This is a genomic window from Streptomyces luteolus, from assembly GCF_029968015.1.
Taxonomy (GTDB): Bacteria; Actinomycetota; Actinomycetes; order Streptomycetales; family Streptomycetaceae; genus Streptomyces; species Streptomyces luteolus.
Genome location: NZ_JASCIS010000002.1, coordinates 85,486 through 106,986 on the forward strand (window position 1 = coordinate 85,486; position 21,501 = coordinate 106,986).

13 protein-coding genes and 1 pseudogene are annotated in these 21,501 nt (G+C 72.0%); 4 read left to right on the forward strand and 10 right to left on the reverse strand.

Translation table 11 applies throughout. From position 1 onward, the window contains the following. Positions 1 to 58: 58 nt before the first annotated feature. The 5 genes from QIT00_RS02155 to QIT00_RS02175 all read right to left on the reverse strand — a co-directional run bounded on the left by QIT00_RS02155 (position 59) and on the right by QIT00_RS02175 (position 8,135). Complete coding sequence (locus QIT00_RS02155) at positions 59 to 988, reverse strand: S66 peptidase family protein (protein ID WP_282533298.1); 930 nt, start codon at positions 986 to 988, stop codon at positions 59 to 61. 23 nt (positions 989 to 1,011) lie between these two features. Further along, a complete protein-coding gene (locus QIT00_RS02160; RefSeq protein ID WP_282533299.1) occupies positions 1,012 to 3,015 on the reverse strand; it encodes a prolyl oligopeptidase family serine peptidase in 2,004 nt (667 codons plus the stop codon). A gap of 249 nt (positions 3,016 to 3,264) precedes the next feature. Then, positions 3,265 to 4,611 (reverse strand): M20/M25/M40 family metallo-hydrolase, encoded by a 1,347-nt coding sequence (locus QIT00_RS02165; protein ID WP_282533300.1) that lies wholly within the window; start codon positions 4,609 to 4,611, stop codon positions 3,265 to 3,267. Beyond that, positions 4,604 to 5,446 (reverse strand): M55 family metallopeptidase, encoded by an 843-nt coding sequence (locus QIT00_RS02170; RefSeq protein ID WP_282533301.1) that lies wholly within the window; start codon positions 5,444 to 5,446, stop codon positions 4,604 to 4,606. The genes QIT00_RS02165 and QIT00_RS02170 overlap by 8 nt, the downstream gene beginning before the upstream one ends. Before the next feature lie 205 nt (positions 5,447 to 5,651). Further along, positions 5,652 to 8,135 carry an ATP-dependent Clp protease ATP-binding subunit gene (locus QIT00_RS02175; RefSeq protein WP_408909712.1) on the reverse strand — a complete coding sequence of 828 codons (2,484 nt, stop codon included), beginning with the start codon at positions 8,133 to 8,135 and terminating at the stop codon, positions 5,652 to 5,654. Between the two features lie 302 nt (positions 8,136 to 8,437). Here QIT00_RS02175 and QIT00_RS02180 point away from each other — a divergent pair, with 302 nt between their 5' ends. The 3 genes from QIT00_RS02180 to fdhD all read left to right on the forward strand — a co-directional run bounded on the left by QIT00_RS02180 (position 8,438) and on the right by fdhD (position 13,226). Further along, positions 8,438 to 9,808, forward strand: coding sequence for an NAD(P)/FAD-dependent oxidoreductase (locus QIT00_RS02180; protein ID WP_282533303.1), 1,371 nt, complete (start codon positions 8,438 to 8,440; stop codon positions 9,806 to 9,808). Positions 9,809 to 10,029: 221 nt separating this feature from the next. After that, complete coding sequence (locus tag QIT00_RS02185; protein ID WP_282533304.1) at positions 10,030 to 12,399, forward strand: FdhF/YdeP family oxidoreductase; 2,370 nt, start codon at positions 10,030 to 10,032, stop codon at positions 12,397 to 12,399. Then, a complete protein-coding gene (gene fdhD / locus QIT00_RS02190) occupies positions 12,387 to 13,226 on the forward strand; it encodes a formate dehydrogenase accessory sulfurtransferase FdhD (protein WP_282533305.1) in 840 nt (279 codons plus the stop codon). The genes QIT00_RS02185 and fdhD overlap by 13 nt, the downstream gene beginning before the upstream one ends. A gap of 129 nt (positions 13,227 to 13,355) precedes the next feature. Here fdhD and QIT00_RS02195 read toward each other — a convergent pair whose 3' ends face one another. Beyond that, the gene (locus QIT00_RS02195) at positions 13,356 to 14,288 is read right to left on the reverse strand and encodes a LysR family transcriptional regulator (RefSeq protein ID WP_282533306.1); all 933 of its coding nucleotides are present in this window, start codon (positions 14,286 to 14,288) and stop codon (positions 13,356 to 13,358) included. Between the two features lie 1,077 nt (positions 14,289 to 15,365). On the opposite strand from QIT00_RS02195, the gene QIT00_RS02200 reads away from it, so the two are divergent. Then, entirely contained in the window at positions 15,366 to 16,319 is a 954-nt protein-coding gene (locus QIT00_RS02200) for a cation diffusion facilitator family transporter (RefSeq protein ID WP_282533487.1), read from the forward strand. Here the strand turns inward: QIT00_RS02200 and QIT00_RS02205 are convergent. The 4 genes and pseudogenes from QIT00_RS02205 to QIT00_RS02220 form a co-directional block, all read right to left on the reverse strand. Further along, positions 16,309 to 16,701, reverse strand: a pseudogene (locus QIT00_RS02205) (DUF1345 domain-containing protein); the annotation flags it as partial. The gene QIT00_RS02200 and the pseudogene QIT00_RS02205 overlap by 11 nt on opposite strands. 113 nt (positions 16,702 to 16,814) lie before the next feature. After that, on the reverse strand, positions 16,815 to 17,192 hold the full coding sequence (locus QIT00_RS02210) for a hypothetical protein (RefSeq protein WP_408909701.1): 378 nt from the start codon (positions 17,190 to 17,192) through the stop codon (positions 16,815 to 16,817). A 294-nt stretch (positions 17,193 to 17,486) separates the two neighbouring features. Beyond that, a complete protein-coding gene (locus tag QIT00_RS02215; protein ID WP_282533308.1) occupies positions 17,487 to 20,360 on the reverse strand; it encodes a DUF5682 family protein in 2,874 nt (957 codons plus the stop codon). After that, positions 20,357 to 21,481 carry an ATP-binding protein gene (locus QIT00_RS02220; protein ID WP_282533309.1) on the reverse strand — a complete coding sequence of 375 codons (1,125 nt, stop codon included), beginning with the start codon at positions 21,479 to 21,481 and terminating at the stop codon, positions 20,357 to 20,359. The genes QIT00_RS02215 and QIT00_RS02220 overlap by 4 nt, the downstream gene beginning before the upstream one ends. Between the last annotated feature and the right edge of the window lie 20 nt (positions 21,482 to 21,501).

The following is a 21,501-nucleotide window of genomic DNA, read 5'->3' on the forward strand; positions in this document are numbered from 1 at the left end:
TCAGCTTTCCGCACCCTGGCCCCGGCCGCCACCGGCTGATCCGTGGGCGAGGTTCGCCTCAGGTCAACGCCGGTTCGAGGAGCCGCAGTTCACCCGCGTCCGCGTCCAGCTCCGCCCGCACCCCGAGCGGTACCGTCAGCGCGCCCGCGCAGTGCCCGAAGCCGAACTCCTCCACCACCGGCACGCCCAGCGGCCCGAGGCGGTCGGCGAGCACGGCACGGACCTCCTCGTACGGGCCGCACTCCGCCCAGGAGCCGAGGAGGACGCCCGCGACGCCGTCGAGCCAACCGGAGCGCAGGAGTTGGGTGAGGATGCGGTCCAGGCGGTACGGCTCCTCGCCGGTGTCCTCCAGGCAGAGCAGGCCGCCGCGGGCCGAGGGGCGGCCGGTCGGGGTGGCCAGGTCGGCGGCGAGGAGGGCGATGCAGCCGCCGAGGGTGACGCCGCGCGCGCGTCCGGGGACGAGCGGGGCGACGCCGGGCAGGCCCGTGATCGTACGGGTCGACTCGGGTGCGAAGAGCGTGGCCCGCAGGTGGTCGCGGGCGCGGGCGGTGTCGAGGAAGTCGGTGGTGGCCGGCATCGGGCCGTGCAGCGTGGCGAGGCCCAGACGTACGGCGAACGCCTCGTGCAGGGCTGTGATGTCGCTGTAGCCGACGAACACCTTGGGCCCCGCGGCGCGCAGCGCGCCCCAGTCGAGCAGGTCCACCATGCGCTGGGCACCGTAGCCGCCACGGGCGCAGAACACGGCGGCCACGGAGGGGTCGCACCAGGCCTGCTCCAGGTCGTCGGCGCGCTGCCGGTCGGAGGCGGCGAGGTACGTCATCCGGCCGTGCCCGGTGAGGACGTGGGGCGCGACCACCGGGTCCAGGTCCCAGCCGCGCAGCACGTCGAGCCCCGCCTTGAGGCGGTCCTCGGGGACGGGGCCGCTGGGCGCGACGACGGCCACCCGGTCGCCGGGGACCAGGCGCCGGGGACGGGTCAGTGCGGGCATCGGAGCAGCGGGGTTCGCCGTTCTCATCGCTCCAGCTCCAGTCGCGGCACACCGGTGGGCTCGAAGCCGAACACCTGGGCGTACAGGGAGAGTTCGGCCTCGACGGCGCGGATCATGGTGTCCGCGCGCCGGAAGCCGTGGCCCTCGCCCTCGAAGGCGAGGTAGGCGTGCGGCACGCCCCGGCCCTTCATCAGCTCCAGGAACCGCTCGCACTGGGCGGGCGGGCAGACCAGGTCGTCCAGGCCCTGGAGCAGCAGGAACGGGGCGGTGACGCGGTCGGCGTGGCGGATCGGGGAGCGGTCGCGGTAGCGGCCGGGGACCTCGGTGAGGGGTCCGACGAGGGACTCCAGGTAGTGCGATTCAAAGTCGTGGGTCTCGCCGGAGGCGAACGCGGTGAGGTCGAGTACCGGGTACTTGACGGTGCCGCAGGCGTAGACGTCGGTCGTGGCGAGCGAGACCGCCGCCGTCCAGCCGCCCGCGCTGCCGCCGCGCACGGCGAGCCGGGCGGCGTCGGCGGTGCCCTCGTCGGTGAGTGCGCGGGCGACGGCGGCGCAGTCCTCGACGTCCACGACGCCCCACTGCTCGCGCAGCCGGTCGCGGTACTCCCTGCCGTACCCGCTGGACCCGCCGTAGTTGACCTCGGCGACGCCGATGCCGCGCGAGGTGAAGTAGGCGATCTCCAGGTCGAGGACGAGCGGCGCGTGCGAGGTGGGGCCGCCGTGCGCCCACACCACGTAGGGCGGGAGTTCGCCGTCGGGGGCGCGGTGGGTGGGGTTGCGCGGCGGGTAGAGGTGCGCGTGCACGTCGCGGCCGTCCGGGCCGTCGAAGGTGCGGATCAGGGGTTCCGGGTAGTACGCGGGGTCCACCGGGTCGGTGTGCCGGTTGCCGATGACGCGGGCGCGGCCGATGGCGGTGCACAGCTCGACGACCTCGGGGCCGGTGTGCGGCCCGGCGCCGACGCCGACGACGCGGCTGCCTCTCGCGTCCAGGGTGGGCGACCAGGCGGTCCAGGGTCCGGCGGCGTCGACGACCTCGCCGGTCGTGGGGTCGAGGATGCCGAGGGCGGTGGCGCCCTTGCCGTGGACGACGGCGATCAGCCCGCCCGCGAGCGGCGCGAACCAGCGCAGGCCCACCTTCCACAGCGGTCCGGCGAACTCCTCTTCGCGGGGGCAGAGTTCGGCGGGTGGTCCGGCGGGGGCGGCGCCGGGTTCCGGGACGGCCGTCCGGTACAGGTTCCACCAGCCGCTGCGGTCGGAGGCGAAGAGCAGCGTGCCGTCCTCAGCCCACTCGGCCTGCGCGATCGCCTCGTCGGTGCCGCCCGCGACCGTCCGTACGTCGTGCGGGGCGCCGTCCGCGGCGAGTTCGGCGACGCGGAGTTCCGTGCCGTCCCACGGCATCCGCGGGTGGTCCCAGGCGAGCCAGGCCATGCGCCGGGCGTCGGCGGTCAGACGTGGTCCGGTGACGAACCGGTGTGTGCCGTCGGTGAGTTCACGCACCCGCGCGCGGTCCCCGGCCGCCGAGCCGTCGAGGGGTACGGCGGCGATGAGGCGGCGCACGTCGCCCGGCCCCTCGCCGGTGAACTCCTCCAGTACGCACCAGACTTCGCCCCGGTCCAGGAGCAGCCGCGGGTCCGCCCAGCGCAGGCCGCCGCCCACCGGGGAGGTGGGGGTGAGGGGGCGGGGTGCGGCGCCGGGGCGGTCGGGCTCGTAGGCGTAGAGCCGCTGGTCGGTGAAGTCGACGAACACGGCGATTGGGCCGCCGTGCGGGCGGGTGGTGGCGGTCCAGGGCACTCCGCCGTACTCGATGACGCGGCTGCGGACGTTCCACGGCTCGGGCAGCAGCGACTCCTCGGTGCCGTCGGGGCGCCTGCGCATCAGGGCGCGGCGGCCGCCCTCGGTGGGGCGGGGCGCGGTCCACCACACCTCGTCGCCGACGAACGCGACGTGGTCGGGGGCGCCGTCGTGCGAGGCCGCGAGTGCGGCGTCGATGGGTGATTCCCATGCCCCGTAGGGTGCGGTGGTGGTCATGTCCCCCCACTTTCTGTGGTCGTGTGCGCCGGGTTCTTTCCTCCCCACCCCGCCCCTTCCCGAAAGCCTGCGGCGCTTCGGGGGCCAGCCCCCGGACCCCCGCTCCTCAAACGCCGGAGGGGCTGGATTTTGCGGGCGGGCTGGATTTGCCCCGATAGGGGCGCGGGGAACTGCGCGACCGGCCACGACGGTGGGAAAGCCGAACGACAGCAGCTGCAAGCTTTCGGGAAGGGGCGGGGCGGGGAGGATTCATGCCGTCCGGAGGAACCGGTCCAGGACCCGTACCCCGAAGTGCAGCGCGTCCACCGGCACCCGCTCGTCCACACCGTGGAACAGCGCCTGGTAGTCGAAGCCGGGCGGAAGCTTCAGCGGTGAGAAGCCGTAGCCGGTGATGCCGAGGCGGGAGAACTGCTTGGCGTCCGTTCCGCCGGACATGCAGTACGGCACGACGTGCCCCTCCGGCGCGAACTCCTCGACGGCGGCCCGCATCCGGTCGTACGTGGGCGAGGCGACCGGCGCTTCCAGGGCGACCTCGCGGTGGTGGAACTCCCAGTCCACGGCGGGCCCGGTGAGCTGGTCGAGGGTCTCGCGGAACTCCTCCTCGCCGCCGGGCAGGAAGCGGCCGTCGACGTAGGCCACGGCCTCGCCGGGGATCACGTTGACCTTGTAACCGGCCTGCATCATCGTCGGGTTGGCGCTGCCGCGCACGGTCGGCTCGACGAGTTCGGCGGCGCGGCCCAGCTTGCCGACCAGCGAGTCCACGTCGAAGTCCGGGGCGGTCACGTCCGCCTGAAGACCGTGCAGGCGCGCGAGTTCGGCGAGGGCCGCGCGCACCGTCGGGGTGAGGCGTACGGGCCACTCGTACTGGCCGATCCTGGCGACGGCCGCGGCGAGCGCCGACACCGCGTTGGCCCGGTTGACCTTGGAGCCGTGTCCGGCGCGGCCCCTGGCGGTGAGCTTCAGCCAGCCGGTGCCGCGCTCCCCCGCCGCGATCGGGTAGAGCTGCAGGTCGGGCGCGGCGTGGTAGGTGAAGGCGCCGGACTCGCTGATGCCCTCCGTGCAGCCCTCGAAGAGGCCGGGGTGCTGGTCGGCGAGGAAGCCGGAGCCGTCGGTGGCGCTGGCCTCCTCGTCGGCGGTGAAGGCGATCACCAGGTCCCGGCGGGGCCGTACGCCCGCGCGGGCCCAGGCGCGTACGACCGCGAGGATCATCGCGTCCATGTTCTTCATGTCGACGGCGCCCCGGCCCCAGACGACGCCGCCCTGGACCTCGCCGGAGAACGGGTCGACCTGCCAGTCGGCGGCCTCGGCGGGGACGACGTCGAGGTGGCCGTGGACGAGCAGCGCGTCTGCGGACGGGTCGGTGCCTTCGAGCCGGGCCACGACGTTGGTGCGGCCCTCGGTGCGCTCCAGGAGGGCGGGTTCGAGGCCCGCGTCCGCGAGCCGCTCGGCGGCGTACTCGGCGGCGGGGCGCTCGCGGCACGCGCCGTCGCCGTGGTTGGTGGTGTCGATCCGGATCAACTCGCTGGTGAAGCACACCACTTCGTCCAGCGCCTGCGCGTCGAGCTCCCGCGCCTCCCGCTCGGGTCCGTCAGCCATACTGCTCCTCCACTGCGGCCGAGACGATCGTCGTGACGGCCTTGAACGTGCGGATGCCCTCGTACATCGTGTCGCTGGTGTACTTCACCTTGCGTTCCGCGTGCTGCCGTACGCCGGGTACGACGGTGGCGGACATCGCGAGGTGCGCGGCGTCGAACTCCATCTCCACGGTGAACGGTCCGCCCCGCACGGGGTCGTGGCGCACCGCGAGCGCTGCGGCCTCCTTCGCGGCGGCCCTGATGTCGGCGGCGGTACGGGCCGGAGTACGGCAGATCGCCGCGTACCGCGAGACATGGTCCTTGACGGCGACCTTCAGCGCCTCCGGCGCGTACCCGAGGGCGTCCTCGCAGGTCAGGTCGTCGCCGGTGACGAGCACGACGGGCACGCCGTACTCCGCGACCACATGGGAGTTGAGGAGTCCCTCGCTGGCGCGGACGCCGTTGATCCAGACGCCGGTGAGGGAGTTGGCGAGGTAGGTGTGCGCGAGGACGCCGTCCGCGCCCGCGCCCGTGTGGTAGCCGACGAACGCGATGCCGTCGACGGCCTGCTCGCCCTCGTGCTGTACGCCCTCGACCATGCTGAGGCTCTTGTGCTTGCCGGTGAGCATCTCGGCGCGTTCGTCGAGCTGCTCCAGGAGCAGGTTGCGCATCGACCAGTGGGCCTCGTTGATGAGTACCTCGTCGGCGCCGCCGTCGAAGAAGCCGAGCACGGCGGCGTTCACGTCGGAGGTGAACATCGCGCGGCAGCGTTCCCACTGCGGGGTGCCCGGCAGGACGTCGGCGGGCCAGGTGACGCCCGTGGCGCCTTCCATGTCGGCACTGATGAGGATCTTCATGTGCGCTCCCGTCCACCGTGGATCACTGGGTCGCCCTAGTCTTTCCCCTCCCCGCCCCTTCCCGAAAGCCCTGCCGGGCGGGCCTCCTCAAGCGCCGGAGGGGCTGAAAAATCAGCCCCTCCGGCGTTTGAGATGGGGGTCCCCCCTGCTCGAGCGCAGCCGAGAGCTTGGGGGAGGGGGTCCGGGGGCGGAGCCCCCTGGCGGATCAGACCTCAGACCCGCGGATGGAGCACTGCAGCGAGTTGTCCCGCACGTCCGCCACGATCGTGTCCCCCGGATCCGCCTCCCCACCAAGCAGCAGCGACGCGATCCGATTGTCGAGTTCCGTCTGGATCGTGCGGCGCAGCGGGCGGGCGCCGAACTCCGGCTGGTAGCCGTGCGCGACGAGGAGCTTCTTCGCGGCCTCGGTGACGTCGAGCTTCAACCCCTGCGCGTGGACGCGGTGCTTGCTGCGGTCCAGGAGGTGGTCGACGATCCGCGCGAGGTCGTCCTCGGTGAGGCTGTGGAAGACGATGATGTCGTCGATGCGGTTGAGGAACTCGGGCAGGAACCGGCCCCTCAGGTCCTCCATCAGCTCGTCCTTCAGCTCGGCCGCGTCGCCCTCGTGGGCGAGGATGCGGTGCGCGCCGATGTTGGACGTCATGATGACGACGCAGTGCCGGAAGTCGACGGTGCGGCCCTGCCCATCGGTGAGCCGGCCGTCGTCGAGGATCTGCAGGAGCGTGTTGAAGACGTCCGGGTGGGCCTTTTCCACCTCGTCGAAGAGGACGACGCTGTACGGGTGGCGGCGGACCTTCTCGGTGAGCTGGCCGGCCTCCTCGTAGCCGACGTATCCGGGAGGGGCGCCGACCAGGCGGGCGACGGTGTGCTTCTCCTGGAACTCGCTCATGTCGAAGCGGATCATCCGGTCCTCGTCGCCGAACAGCAGCTCCGCGAGGGTCTTGGCCAGTTCGGTCTTGCCGACGCCGGTCGGGCCGAGGAAGAGGAACGAGCCGACGGGCCGGTTCGGGTCGCCCATGCCCGCGCGGTTGCGCCGTACGGCCTCGGAGACCGCCGTGACCGCCTCGTCCTGCCCGACGATCCGGGAGTGCATCTCCTCCTCCAGCTTGAGGAGCCGCTCCTTCTCGCTGGCGGTGAGCTGCGCTACGGGGATGCCGGTGCGGCGGGACACGACATCCGCGATGTCCTTCGCCGTGACGGACACGACGCCTTCGCGGCGCTCCTCGATCCCGGCGAGCTCACCCTCGGCCTCCGCGATCTCCTGCTTCAGCTGCCCGGCCTTCTCGAAGTCCTCGGCCGAGACGGCCTGGTCCTTCTCCCTCCTGAGCTTCGCGAGCCTGTCCTCGCGGGAGACGACCTCCGTGGAGCGTCCGGCGCTGCGCAGCCGTACCCGCGCGCCGGCCTGGTCCATCAGGTCGATGGCCTTGTCCGGCAGGAACCGGTCGCTGACGTACCGGTCGGAGAGCTCGGCGGCCGCCGCGAGCGCGCCGTCGTCGAAGCGGACCTGGTGGTGCGCCTCGTACGCGTCCCGGAGGCCTTCGAGGATCTGCACCGTCTCCTCGACGGTCGGCTCGGGGATCAGCACCGGCTGGAAGCGGCGCTCCAGGGCGGCGTCCTTCTCGATGTGCCTGCGGTACTCGTCGATCGTGGTGGCGCCGACGACGTGCAACTCGCCGCGCGCCAGGGCCGGTTTGAGCATGTTGCCCGCGTCCATCGATCCCTCGCCGGTCGCCCCCGCGCCGACGACGGTGTGCAGCTCGTCGATGAACAGGATGATCTCGCCGCCCGCCTCCCGCACGTCCTCGATGACCTTCTTCAGGCGTTCCTCGAACTGCCCCCGGTACTGGGCGCCCGCCACCATGCCCGACAGGTCGAGGGAGACGACCCGCTTGTCCTTCAGGGTCTCCGGCACCTCGCCCGCCACGATCCGCTGGGCCAGGCCCTCCACGATCGCCGTCTTGCCGACGCCGGGCTCGCCGATCAGCACCGGGTTGTTCTTCGAGCGCCGGGACAGGATCTCCACGGTCTGCTCGATCTCCTCGGCCCGCCCCACCACCGGGTCGAGCCTGCCCGCCTTGGCCTCTTCGGTGAGGTCGCGGCCGTACTCGTCGAGGGTCGTCGCGGGCTGCTGCTTCGCCCCGGCCGCGGGGCCGCCCTCGGCGCGCGCCGCCTGCTCCGTGACGCCGCGCAGCTTCCTCGCGTCCACGTCCTCGGCCCGCAGGAAGCGGCTCGCCCCCGAGTCGACGTCCCCGAGGAGGGCGCCCAGGACGTGCTCGGGGCCGATGTACGAGACGCCCGCCTCCTGCGACAGGGCGTAGGCACTGGCGAGGGTGCGCTTCGCGGCGGGCGTGAGGCCGGGCTCCGCCGAGGGCCGGCCCGCCTCGCCCGGCAGCACCTTCGCGATCCGCTCGCCGAGCGTCTGCGGGTCCGCTCCCGCCTGGGTGAGGAGCGAGCGGGCCGGATCGACCTTCGTACAGGCCCACAGCAGGTGTTCCGTGTCCAGGTCCGCGGTGCCGTCGTCCGCCGCGCGCTGCGCCGCCAGGTTGAGGAGTTCCTGCGACGACTCGGTCAGGAGCCGGCCGATCGGGACGCGCTGCACCGCGGGCGGCGAGGACTGCGGCGACATTCCGAAGAACCGGTTGAACATCTCGCTGAACGGATCGGAGGGACCGAAACCGAAGGATGACATCGACACGACAGCTCCAGGTGCGTCGGACAGCTGCGACGGACTGCTGCGACGGACAGCGACAAGTCCCTCAACTCAAGCCCCGCGCCTGTACGCCCGCAACCGGAGAAATCACCGGGGAATTACGGGGGGATCGGCGCCGGATTCCGCTGCGGGAAGCACTTGGGAAACACTCGGGAAGCGCTCGGGAAGCGCTCGGGAAGCACTTGGGAAGCACTCCGGAGCCCGCGCCGATTCGTGGCCGCCGACCGGGCGTGGCAGGCTCGAATTCCCCTGGTACGGATCGCGCTCAGGAGGCACTTCGTATGGCAGTCCCCCGGATTCTGATCGTCGGCGGCGGCTTCGCGGGTATGGAGTGCGCGCACAAGCTGGAACGGGTGCTGCGGCCCGGCGAGGCGCGGATCCGGATGGTCACGCCCCTCGCCCATCAGCTGTATCTGCCGCTGCTTCCGCAGGTCGCCTCCGGTGTGCTGACAACGCAGTCGGTCGCCGTGCCGCTGCGGCGCATGCTGCGGCGCACCGGCATCGTGCCCGGCGGGGCCGTGGGCGTGGACACCGCGGCGAAGGCGGTCGTCGTCCGGCTGATCACCGGGGAGACCACGGTGGAGCGGTACGACCACCTCGTCCTGACCCCCGGCAGCGTCACCCGGCAGTTCGACATCCCGGGGCTCGACCGGTACGCGGTCGGCGTGAAGACGCTGGCGGAGGCGGCGTGGATCCGCGACCACGTGATCTCGCAGCTCGACCTGGCCGCGGCGAGCGGCGACCCCGCCGAGCGGGCGGCGCGGCTGCAGTTCGTGGTGGTCGGCGGCGGGTACGCGGGCACCGAGACGGCGGCCTGCCTGCAGCGGCTGACCTCGGCGGCGGTGCGGCGCTATCCGGGGCTCGACCCGGCGTGGATCAGGTGGCATCTCGTAGACATCGCACCGAAGTTGATGCCCGAGCTCGGCGACCGGCTCGGCGAGAAGGCGCTGGACATCCTGCGCCGGCGCGGCCTGCACGTATCGCTCGGGGTGTCCGTGGCGAAGGCCACCGAGGACACCGTGACGCTCACGGACGGGCGGATGCTGCCCTGCCGCACCCTGATCTGGACGGCGGGCGTCGCGGCGAGCCCGCTGGTGCGGACCCTCGACGCGGAGACAAGCCGGGGCAGGCTCGTCGTCAACGCCGACCTGACCGTGCCGGGCGTCGACGGGGTGTTCGCGCTCGGCGACGCCGCGGCCGTACCGGACCTCGCCAAGGGCGGCGACGCGATCTGCCCGCCGACCGCGCAGCACGCGATGCGGCAGGGCTGGGCGGCCGCGGGCAATGTGGCGGCCGTGCTGCGCGGCGAGCGGCCGGTCCCGTACCGGCACAAGGACCTGGGACTCGTCGTGGACCTCGGTGGCAGGCAGGCCGTGTCGAAGCCGCTCGGCGTCCAACTCTCCGGCCCGCCTGCCCAGTTGGTGGCGCGCGGCTACCACCTGGCGGCGCTCCGCACCCTCACGGCGCGCTTCCGCACGGGTGCGAACTGGGCACTGAACGCGGTCGCGGGTGACGATTTCGTCCGGATCGGCTTCCAGGCGGGGCGTCCGGCGACGCTGCAGGACTTCGAGAAGACGGATATGTATCTGGGGCCGGACGAGATGCGGGAGATCCTCGGCCGCGAGGTGTCCGGAATCGCGTCGGCGGGTTGATGTCAGCGGGTTGATGTCAGCGGGTTGATGTCAGCGGGTTGATGTCAGCGGGTTGATGTCGGCGGGTTGATGTCGGCGGGTTGATAAACGTCGCCTATCAGGCCATCGAAAGTCCCTCTTTGACGTGCCGTCCCGGCCGGGCGGAAGCTTTCCCCGGCAGCGTGCATCGGACTTGCCGAAAGCATCGGCCGTACGCGTCAGGGGAAGAGGCAGAGCGGCACATGGGCAGCATCGAGGATCCAGTCGACGACCTGAAGGTCACTGCTCCGAAGGCGTGGGCGGCGGGGGTGCCGGCGGTCACGCACGCGCTGGAGTATTCGCTGTCGCAGACCTCCCCGCGCAGGACCGCGCTCACATTGCTGAACATCAACCAGGCAGAGGGGATCGACTGCCCGGGCTGCGCCTGGCCCGAACCGCCTGCGGGCAAGCGGCACTTGAACGAGTACTGCGAGAACGGCGCCAAGCACATCAACGACGAGGCGACGTCGCGGCGCGTGACGCGGGAGTTCTTCCGTGAGCACTCGATCGCCCAGCTCGACGACAAGTCGGACTACTGGCTGAACCAGCAGGGCCGGCTGACCGAGCCGATGGTGAAGCGGCCCGGCGCCACGCACTACGAGCCGATCGGCTGGGACGAGGCGTTCGCCCTGCTCGCGGCCGGGCTGCGGGGCCTCGACTCGCCGGACGAGGCGCTGTTCTACGTATCGGGCCGGCTGAACAACGAGGCCGCGTTCCTGCTGCAGCTGTTCGCTCGGGCGTACGGGACGAACAACCTGCCGGACTGTTCCAACATGTGCCACGAGTCGAGCGGTTCCGCGCTCGGCGAGACGCTCGGCATCGGCAAGGGCAGTGTCTCCCTGGACGACATCCACCACAGCGACCTGGTGTTCGTCGTCGGCCAGAACCCGGGCACCAACCACCCGCGCATGCTGACCGCCCTGGAGGAGACGAAGCGGAACGGCGGCCGGGTCGTCGCCGTGAACACGCTGCCCGAGGCGGGGCTCATGCGGTTCAAGAACCCGCAGAAGGCGCGCGGCGTCGCAGGCCGGGGCACGGAGATCACCGACCAGTTCCTGCACATCCGGGCGGGCGGCGACCTGGCCCTGTTCCAGGCCCTGAATCGCATGCTGGTGGAGGCCGACGACGCGGCGCCCGGCTCGGTCCTCGACCACGCGTTCATCGACGCACACACCTCCGGCTTCGCCGACTTCGCCGAGCAGTCCCGCAAGGTGTCCTGGGACGACGTCCTGGCCGCGACCGGACTGCCCCGCGAGGAGATCGACGCGCTCTTCGACCGGGTGCTCGGCGCGCGGAAGATCATCGTGTGCTGGGCGATGGGCGTCACGCAGCACAAGCACGGCGTGCCCACCATCCGCGAGATCGTCAACTTCCTCCTCGCGCGCGGCAACGTCGGCCGTCCGGGCGCGGGTGTGTGTCCCGTACGCGGACACAGCAATGTGCAGGGCGACCGCACCATGGGCGTGTGGGAGCGGATGCCGCAGTCGTTCCTCGACGCCCTGGAGCGGGAGTTCGGGTTCCGGCCGCCCGCGCACCACGGCCTCGACGCGGTCGACGGGATCCGCGCCATGCACGAGGGCCGCGCCAAGGTGTTCCTCGGTGTCGCCGGGAACTTCGTGCGGGCCACGCCCGACAGTGCCGTGACCGAGGAGGCGATGCGCGGCTGCCGCCTGACGGCGCACGTCTCCACCAAGCTCAACCGCTCGCACACCGTCTGCGGCGACACGGCGCTGATCCTGCCCACGCTCGGTCGCAGCGACCGCGACATCCAGGGCGGTGTCGAGCAGTTCGTCACCGTCGAGGACTCGATGAGCGACGTGCACGCCTCGCGCGGCAAGCTGCCGCCCGCCTCGCCGGACCTGCTGAGCGAGGTGGCGATCGTCGCCCGCCTGGCCCGCGCCACGCTCGGCGACCAACCCGCCCTGCCCTGGGAGGAGTTCGAGCGGGACTACGGCACGGTCCGGGACCGTATCGCGCGTGTCGTGCCCGGCTTCGAGGACTTCAACGCACGCGTCGCGGTGCCCGGCGGGTTCACGCTGCCCAACCCCGTGAACGCGTACGACTTCCGCACCGCGAGCGGCAAGGCCCAGTTCACCTGCAACGATTTCACGATGCCCGAGATACCCGCGGGCCATCTGCTGCTGCAGACCCTGCGCTCGCACGACCAGTGGAACACCATCTGGTACGCGCCGAACGACCGCTACCGGGGCATCCGGGGCGCCCGCCGCGTCGTCCTCGTCAACCCCGACGACCTCGCCGGACTCGGCCTGCGGGACGGCGAGTCGGTGGACCTCGTCAGTGTCTGGCACGACGGCCGGGAGCGCCGCGCCGAGGGCTTCCGCACCGTCTCGTACCCGACGAGCCGCGGCTCCGCCGCCGCGTACTACCCGGAGACCAACGTCCTCGTACCCCTCGACAGCGTCGCCGACATCAGCAACTGCCCCACCTCCAAGGGTGTTCTCGTACGACTGGAACGCACGGGTGCGGCACGGAAGGCTGCGGCACGGACGGCTGCGGCATGGACGGCTGCCGCCGTCGGCCCGGACGAGGGGAGCCCGGCATGGGACGCGTGACCGCCCGCAAGCCCGTGCTGCGCATCCGGGACGGCCTGCACACCACCCGTCCCGACACCCTCACCGTCGAGGAGCCGCTGGAACTCCGCGTCGGCGGGCGGCCGTTGACCATCACCATGCGCACCCCGGGGCACGACTTCGACCTCGCCGCCGGGTTCCTCGTCGGCGAGGGCGTGATCCACGAGGCCGGTGACGTGGCGGGCATCCGGTACTGCGCGGGTGCGACGGACGACGGCGGCAACACGTACAACATCGTGGACGTCGCCCTCGCCCCCGGTGTGGCCGCGCCGGACGCCTCCCTGGAGCGGAACTTCTACACCACGTCGTCCTGCGGCCTGTGCGGCAAGGCAAGCCTGGACGCGGTGCGTACGCGGACGACCTGGCCGGTGGCGGACGCCCCGCTGCGGATCTCGCCGGACACGCTGGCCACACTGCCCGAGCAACTGCGCGCCGCCCAGCGGGTGTTCGACCGTACGGGTGGTCTGCACGCGGCCGCGCTGTTCACGCCGGGTGGGGAGCTGGTCTGCCTGCGGGAGGACGTCGGGCGGCACAACGCCGTCGACAAGGCGATCGGGCACGCCCTGCGCGGCGGGCTGCTGCCGTTGCGGGACACCGTCCTGATGGTCAGCGGGCGGGCCTCGTTCGAGCTGGTGCAGAAGGCGGTGATGGCGGGGATCCCGATGCTCGCCGCCGTCTCCGCGCCCTCGTCGCTCGCCGTGGACCTGGCCGACGACGCCGGCCTCACCCTCGTCGGCTTCCTGCGGGGCTCGTCCATGAACGTCTACAGCCATCCCGAGCGGCTCGCGCCGCTGCCGGTCGCCCCGTAAGTCCGGTAGACCCGAATCGGCCTTGGCGGCACGCGTCGAGGTGAGGGAGGTACGTTCGGCTCCCCGACGCCGCCGCGGGGCCGGACCGCAGTAGCCCTCGCCCCCCCGGGGCCAGGGGCCCTCTCCTCGTCAGGCCGGGGTGCCCAGGTGGTGGCGCAGGGTCTGGTCGAGGGCGCCGTGCAGGTCCACCTCGCGCGCCGTCTCGACCAGCGCGCGGGCCAGCATCGACTCGGGGTCCCGGTCGGCGAGGACGAGGCCGACGTGGCAGGTGCGGGTGGGGCGCGGCAGCGGGAGGACGCGGGCGCCGTCAGGTACGCCGTAGTTGTGCAGCCAGGCGTGCGGGATGACGCTGGAGAGCCGCATGGACGTGATGTGCGCGTAGATCGCCGAGACGGTGTCGGTCTCCACGACCGGGCTGACCAGTGCCCCGGCCTCGGCGAAGCAGGCGTCGAGGATGCGGCGGTTCTGCATCACCGGCGTCAGCATGCAGAGCGGCGCGAGCGCGGCCTCGTCCCAGCCGAGGGCGTCCCGGCCGCCGAACTGCCCATCGGCCGGCGTCAGGAAGACGTACCGCTCCCGGTACAGCGGCACGACCCGCACCTTGCCGAGCGGCTCCCCGTCGACGTACGTCATTCCCGCGTCGATGTCGAAGTCGTTGAGCCGGCTGACGATCTCCCGCGACGACATCGACTCCAGCGAGAACCGCACCCGCTCGTGCCGTTCCCGCAGGGGCGCGGTCAGCAGCGACGCGACGGTGAGCGCCGTCGGGACCGCGCCGATCCGCAGCACTCCGGAGAGCCCGCCGCGCATGCTGGCGAGCGCGTGCCGCAGCGCGCCCTCGTCGGCGAGCATGCGGTGCGCCCACTGCAGCACCTGCTTGCCCTCGGGCGTGAACCCCTCGAAGCGCTGACCTCGCTGAACGATCTGCACGCCGAGCTCGGCCTCGAGCTTGCGTATGCCGGCGGAGAGCGCGGGCTGCGAGACATGACAGACCTCTGCCGCGCGCCCGAAATGCCCTTCTCGTGACAGGGCACTGAGGTATTCCAACTGGCGCAACAGCATGCGGACATGGTTACGCGAAAGAAAGCCGCAGGTAAAGGCGGTACTCGCCGCTCGGACACCCGACCGGACGGAGGCGCCTCGCGACGGGGGGTGGCAGGGGAGGGCGGGCCGGTTCGTCGGCCGCCGCACAACCGAGGCGCAGGCCCGCCGCACAGCGAGGCGGGGGCACGGCGACGCGGGCCGCCGCGCCGCCGGACAAGGGGCGAGGTACAGGCCGGGGGCCGGGCCGCACACCGGGGCGACGCGGACTGCCGCACCACGAGGCAAGGGCCGAGACGCGGAGCGTCGCTCGACCAGACGGGGGGCCGAGGCTCGGGGCGCCGCACGCCCGGCGGGGGCCAGGACGCAGGGCGCCGCACGACCAGGCGAGGGCCAGGACACAGGCCGCCACGCAGCAAGGTGGGTGCCGGGGCGCAGGCAGCCGCACGAGCAAGCGGTGCCAGGACGCAGGCCACCGCGCAGCGAGGCGGGCGCCGGGGCGCAGCCCGCCGCACGAGCAACCGGTGCCAGGACACAGGCCACCGCGCAGCGAGGCGGGCGCCGGGGCGCAGGCAGCCGCACGAGCAACCGGTGCCAGGACACAGGCCGCCACGCAGCGAGGCGGGCGCCGGGGCACAGCAGCCCGCCGCAATGACCAGGCGGTGCCAGGACGCAGGCCGCCGCAAGGCGGAGGCCGAGGCACTCACCGAGGCGACGCGGGCTGCCGCACCACGAGGCAGGGGGCGAGACGCTGGGTGCCGCTCGACCAGACTGGGCCCGAAGCGCGGGGGCGCCGCACGGTCGGACTAGGGCCGAGATTCGGGGCGCCGCACGACCAAGCGGGGCTAATGCGCAGGCCGCCGCACCCCAGGCAGGGCCCGAGGTGCAGGTCGTCGGGCGGCCAGGCGAGCGCCGAAGCACAGGTCACCCTCTTCTGCGGGCACCGGGAACAAAGCGGGCATACTGCCGCCCATGCAGCCACAGGACGCGGCCGAACCGCAGCGCTCGCAGGGCCGGAACACCCCGCAGGGCCAGGACACCCCGCAGGGCCAGAACCCCTCGACCGCCGGGGCACCGGCGGGAAGCGGCGGCGAGTCGATGTTCACCGTCGTCGTCGCGGCCGCCGCCAACTTCGGCATCGCCGTCGCCAAGGCCGTCGCGGGAGTCATCAGCGGCTCCAGCGCCATGCTGTCCGAGGCGGGCCACTCCGTCGCCGACACCGTCACCGAACTCCTCCTGGTCACCGCCCTGCGGCGCAGCGAGAAGCCCGCCGACGAGGACCATCCGCTCGGCTACGGCCCCGCCCGCTACATCTGGGCCCTGCTCGCCTCGGTCGCCACCTTCGTCGGCGGCGGCGTCTTCGCCCTGTACGACGGCATCCACGCCCTCACCCACGACAAGGAACCCGGCGACCCACTCATCTCGTACCTCGTACTCGCCGTAGCCTTCCTCCTGGAGGCGTACTCGCTGCGCACCGGCCTCAAGCAGGCCGCCGGGGAGGCCAGACACCGCCGCGTCCCTGTCCGCCGCTACCTCCGGCACACCCCCGACACCGCCGTGAAGGCCGTCGTCATGGAGGACTCGGCCGCCCTCGCCGGACTCGTCCTCGCCGCGCTCGGCCTCCTCGGCGGCCAGCTCACCGGCTCCGGCGTCTGGGACGGCGTCGCCTCGACCCTCATCGGCCTGCTGCTCGTGTACGTGGCCTGGGTCCTCGGCCACGCCAACACCGAGTTCCTCATCGGCCGCGCCCTGCCCCGCGCGAAGCGGGACGCCCTGCGCCGGGAGCTGCTCGCCGTGGGTCCCGTCGAGGACGTCCTGGAACTGACCACGCTGGTGCAGGGCCCGCACGAGATCCTCGTCGCCGCCAAGGTCGACTTCCGGGACGCCTCGACGGCCGCCGAGATCGAGACGGCCTGCGAGGAGGCCGAGTCCCGGCTGCGCGCGCAGCTTCCGGCGATCAGGCGCGTCTATCTCGATCCGACTCCGGGACGGGGGCGCGGCGGTACGGGCGAGGACCGCCGAGGCGAGGGCGACCAGGGGCTCAGCCCGTGACGATCCCTACGACCAGATTGATCGCCGTGGCCAGGATGCCCGTCCCGAAGACGTACGACAGGACCGAGTGCCGCAGGACCACGGAGCGGATGCGGGTCGTTGAGACGTTGGTATCGGAGACCTGATACGTCATGCCGAGGTTGTAGTTGAAGTACAGGAAGTCGGCGTACCTCGGCGGATCGTCGGTGTTGAAGTCGATCCCGCCCTGCGCCCGCTGCCCGCCCTGCGCCTGATGGCTGCCCTGCTCCCGCTGCCCGCCCTGCGCCTGATAGCCGCCCCGCGTTTGGTAGTAGAGGTACGCGTACCGCGCCGCGTACATCAGGTGCAGCGCCACCCAGGACAGGAACACTCCGGCCAGCGCGATCGCCGCCGCGGCGTGGCCTCACCGCGAAGACAAGTTCCGTCGTGGCGATCCCGGCGAGGACCCCCAGGAGAGGCTCCGTCGTCAGCCCGACGACGACGCCGAGGATCGGCCCGGCGAGTGCGTAGGGCCGCTCAGGCCCTGTTGAGGCGAGCGGCTATCCCATGCCCGATGAGCAGGTAGATCACCGCCGGCAGACCGTAATTGAGGATCACCCGCAAACCCTCTGTGTCCATCGTGAAAATGTCCTGTGCCCAACCACCCAGCCAGTCCGCCACACCGTGCACGAACTCGACGAATCCATTTCCCTGATTCGCGTCGAGCAGGAACAGCAGGATCCACAGACCGAGGAAGCCCGCCGCGACATCGGCGATCGTGCAGACCACAAGTCCGGCCTTGCGACCTGTGTCCTGGCTGCGCACGGGCCGCTCAGGCGGCGGTCCCACAGGCCCGGCGGGCCCGTTGTACGGCGGTTGCGTCTGGTATCCGGAAACCGGGTCGTGGCTGCTCACGGGAGTTCCGTTCTGAAGTGTCGTGCTGCCGACGGGGCCACCGGAAACGGCGAGAAATCACTCCGCACGGCACCCCTTTTCCAACTGCTTCTGCGTCGGGCAAACACCTTGGCGTTACACCCGGGACGCCGACGGAATGAAAATCGCGACCTATTCCGGCACTTCCCTACATCGAGGGGCGCGACGACACATGTACGGATTGCCGTCGCGCCCCTCTCCCCCGACCCGCTCCGCCTCTCGGCCTCGGCCCTCGGCCCTCCGCCCTCCGCCCTCGCCCCCCGGCCTGCTCCTCCCTCAGCCCCCGAGCAACACCCCCAGCGCCGCCGCCGTCTCCGGATACCGGCCGAGCAGCGCAGCGCCCGACGACCCCGGTCCTGAGTCCTGCGGCGCCCACTCCCCGTCGCAGCCGAGCAGTCCCGCCACCGCGTCACATGTCTGCGGGTGCGCGACGAGCAGCGCGCTGCGCCGCGCGTGCGCCGCGCCCTCGCCTGCGCCGGTGCGTCCGGCCGGGCGCGCCGCGTCCGCAGCGGGCTGCGCCAGCCACGGCGGCACCCACGCGTCCAGGGCGGCGAGACGGCCGGGGAAGATCCGGCCGGCCTCGCGTATCAGCAGCGGAGCCAGATCCGCGCCGTCCTTGCGGAGCGTCGTGATCAGCGTCGGCAGCCACGGAAGGAGCACCGGGTCCGGCAGCCGCCCGAAGGCGTTCGACACCGCCTCCACCACGAAGTCCGTGAGCCCCGGCACGGGTTCGAGGGCGTGCACGAAACCGCTGAGGTAGCGCGGATACGAGGGCACCACTAGCGGGTTCCCGAGCAACGCGTCGCAGCGGGACCGCAGTTCGGCGCGCGGCAGCGTCCCGAGGTGGGTCTGCGCCGCCCACAGGAGCGCCGTCTTCGATGGGTCCTCCGGGTGCGACTGGGCCACGGACAGCTCCAGTTGCGTACGGTCGCAGCCCAGGGACAGCGCGAGGCTCTCCATGCTGAACAGGAAGCCCAGCATCGCCGCGACCTGCCGCACGGTCGCGTCCTCGTCGGTGAACGCCACCGGCAGCAAGGTGCAGTAGTGCGCGTACCCCGCCTTCACGAAGGACTCGATCCACGGCGGCAGCACCGGCTCGCTCGTGCGGTGGTACGCGAGGAGCCGCCGCACCCGGCGCAGCACCTCCGGCGCCCCGTCGACACTGCGCTCCGCCGCGAGCACCGTCAGGGCATGGGTGCCCAGCTCGTCGGCGAGGCGGCGGCTGCGCAGGTAGAGCGTGGCGTCCTCGACCGCTTTGAGGACCGTCGCCGCCGTGGCCGTCGGCGCGTACGCCGTGCGGCGCAGGCGCTGCTCCAGGACCTGCTCGATGCTGACGCCCTCGTAGCCGAGCTCGATGAGCGCACGCTGGTGGGTGCCGAGCGCGAGGTCCCAGGACTCCTGGATCGACCGCTCCCCCAGCTTCCGCTCACCCATGATCGGCCGGGCAGCGCCGTGCGGCAGCAGGCAGCGCAGCATCCACAGCACGTCGGAACAGGACTCGAGCTCCGGCCGTCCGGCGATGTCGAGCAACGCCCGCTGCACGCCCCGCTTCTGGAGCGGGAGTCCGAGCGGCGCAAGGCGGTCGTGGATGTCGCGGGCCAGGGGCGGCAGCGACTCGTACCCGACCTGGCCGATGCGGTCGCCGCCCATCATGATCTCGACGAGCCGCCGCACATCCCGCCTGCCCGGCACCGAGTCCTTCTCGATGCAGGTCACGGCCGCGTCCTGGAAGTCGTACGGCGTGGGCCTGGCCCGGTCGCGCATCCCGGCGAGCAGGATCGACGTCTCGAACACGGCGATGGCGTCGGCCGTGGACGACAGATAGCCGTTGCGCCGGGCCGCGCGCACGATGTCCACGGACCAGCCGAGCAGTTCGGCCTCGTCGAGTCCGTCCAGGGCGGGCGGCTGCCGCAGGAACCCGGTCAGCCGGTCCGAGGCCTCGATCTCCGCGACGGGCGGCGCCGAGGCCACGGCCTTCTTCCCGGCCTTCGGCTTCTTCGTACCCGCCTGCCCCTCCAGGCGGTACGGCTGTACGCGGGTGCGCTTGACGTTCTTCGCCCACACCGTGGCCGCGATCGACACCGAGCCGGCGGCGAGCCCGAACTGGGCCTCGATCGCCGCGTGGCTGGACGGGATCAGTCCGTGCTGCCACTTGGTGGCGCTGCGCGGGCTGATCTCGAAGGTGTCGGCGCCGTCGATCCCGAACTCCTCGACGCGGCTCGCCGCGTGGAAGGCTCCGCAGACGTAGAGGCAGTCGGCCGGGTCGACGCCGGTGGCCGCCCGGTGCTCGCGCATCCGGGTCCACATGTACCGCTCGCGGTCCTCGTCCACGCGCACCCGGTGCGGGTCGCCCGGGGCGAGGCGCCGGAAGAGGCTGCCGATGAGGAACATGACCTGGCGGTAGGTGTCGTGGTCGCTGTCACCGAGGGGCAGTTCGACGTACTGGTGCCACCACTCCGACCAGTGCCGCACCCGGCCGTGGCGCAGCAGATGCTCCTCAAGGTCGGCGAAGCGCGGCCGCAGGTCGCCGATCTCCACGCCGACCGCGTCCCCGTGCAGCGCCGCCTCCTCCTCGGCGGGCGGCGCGTCGGGGTCGGCCGCCTGCCCGGACCGCTCGCCGCGCGCGTCCCACTGGAAGACGTGGTCCGAGGAGCGGTCGACGAGGACCAGCTCCACACCCGGGGTGTCCAGGGCGTACGCGATGGCCTGGTACTCGGCGGAGGCCTCGGTGATCGGGGCGACCACCGAGAGCGGGGACCACTCGGCGGGGAAGCCGTCCACCTCGGTAGCGAAGGACTGGACGGCCACCGGCAGCCTGCAGTTGCGCAGCTCGGTCAGGAGCGCGGCCATGTCCTCGCACAGCTCCAGGTACACGACCTTCGGCTGCTTCTCCCGCAGCCTGCGCGCCATCGCGAGCGCGGACGCGGGCGAGTGGTGGCAGACGGGGAAGATCTCCAGTGGTTCGCGCACCGCGCGGTCCACGTCGTCGACGAGGCCGAGCAGGATGCCCTCCAGGGCGTCAGGGCCGCCCGCGAACTCGGCTGCGGCTTCCTGGAGTTGGCCACGCAACGAGTCGAACGGCTGCTCGTGGGACTGGTGGTGGGACTGGTCATGAAGCTGATCGGGGTGCTGCTCGTGGGGCCCGCTCATGACAGGGTCGCGATCGCGTCGCGGCCGCCTTCGAGGAACTCCGGCCAGGAGCCGCCCTCTTCGGTGCTGCGCGGCTCGACCACGCCGTGCAGGTACTTGTTGAGTATCGCCAGGTCCTCGGGCTCGCGCCGGGCGAGCGAGCCGACGAGCGAGGACGCGAGCGTACGGGCCGTGAGGGCGCGGGCGCCGAAGAAGTTGCTGTGCAGGATCGCGTCCTCCAGGACGCCGATCTGCTCGGCCGTGGACAGGGCGGACTCCAGCTTCTCGTCGTCGCTGCCGGCGGCGGCAGCGGAGGCGCGCAGGTCGGCGAAGCTCTGCAGCAGGACGTCGAGCAGCGTGGGCGGCACGTCCAGCTCGATCTGGTGGCGGCGCAGGAGTTCCTCGGTGCGGAAGCGGACGATCTCCGCCTCGCTCTTCTTGTTGGTCACGACCGGGATGCGGACGAAGTTGAAGCGGCGCTTGAGGGCCGACGACAGGTCGTTGACACCGCGGTCACGGCTGTTGGCGGTGGCGATGACGGAGAAGCCGGGCTGGGCGAAGACGATGTTGTCACTGTCCTGGTCACTTCCGAGCTCCGGGACGGAGATGTACTTCTCGGAGAGGATCGAGATCAGCGCGTCCTGCACGTCGCTGGTGGAGCGGGTCAGCTCCTCGAAGCGGCCGATCGTGCCGGTCTCCATCGCGGTCATGATCGGCGAGGGGATCATCGACTCCCGCGACTGGCCCTTGGCGATGACCATCGACACGTTCCAGGAGTACTTGATGTGGTCCTCGGTGGTGCCGGCCGTGCCCTGCACCACCTGCGTGGAGTTGCGGGAGATCGCGGCGGAGAGCAGCTCGGCCAGCCAGCTCTTGCCGGTGCCCGGGTCACCGATGAGGAGCAGGCCGCGGTCAGAGGCGAGGGTGACGATGGAGCGCTCCACGAAGCTGCGGTCGCCGAACCACTTGGGCGCGATCTCGCGGTCCAGGCCGTCGGCACGCTCGGAGCCCACGATGAACAGGCGGACCATCTTGGGCGAGAGCCGCCACGAGAACGGCTTCGGGTTGTCGTCGATCGACTCCAGCCAGTCGAGTTCCTCGGCGTACTTGATCTCGGCGGGGGCGCGCAGCAGGTCGGACATGGAGAAGCCTTTCTCAACAG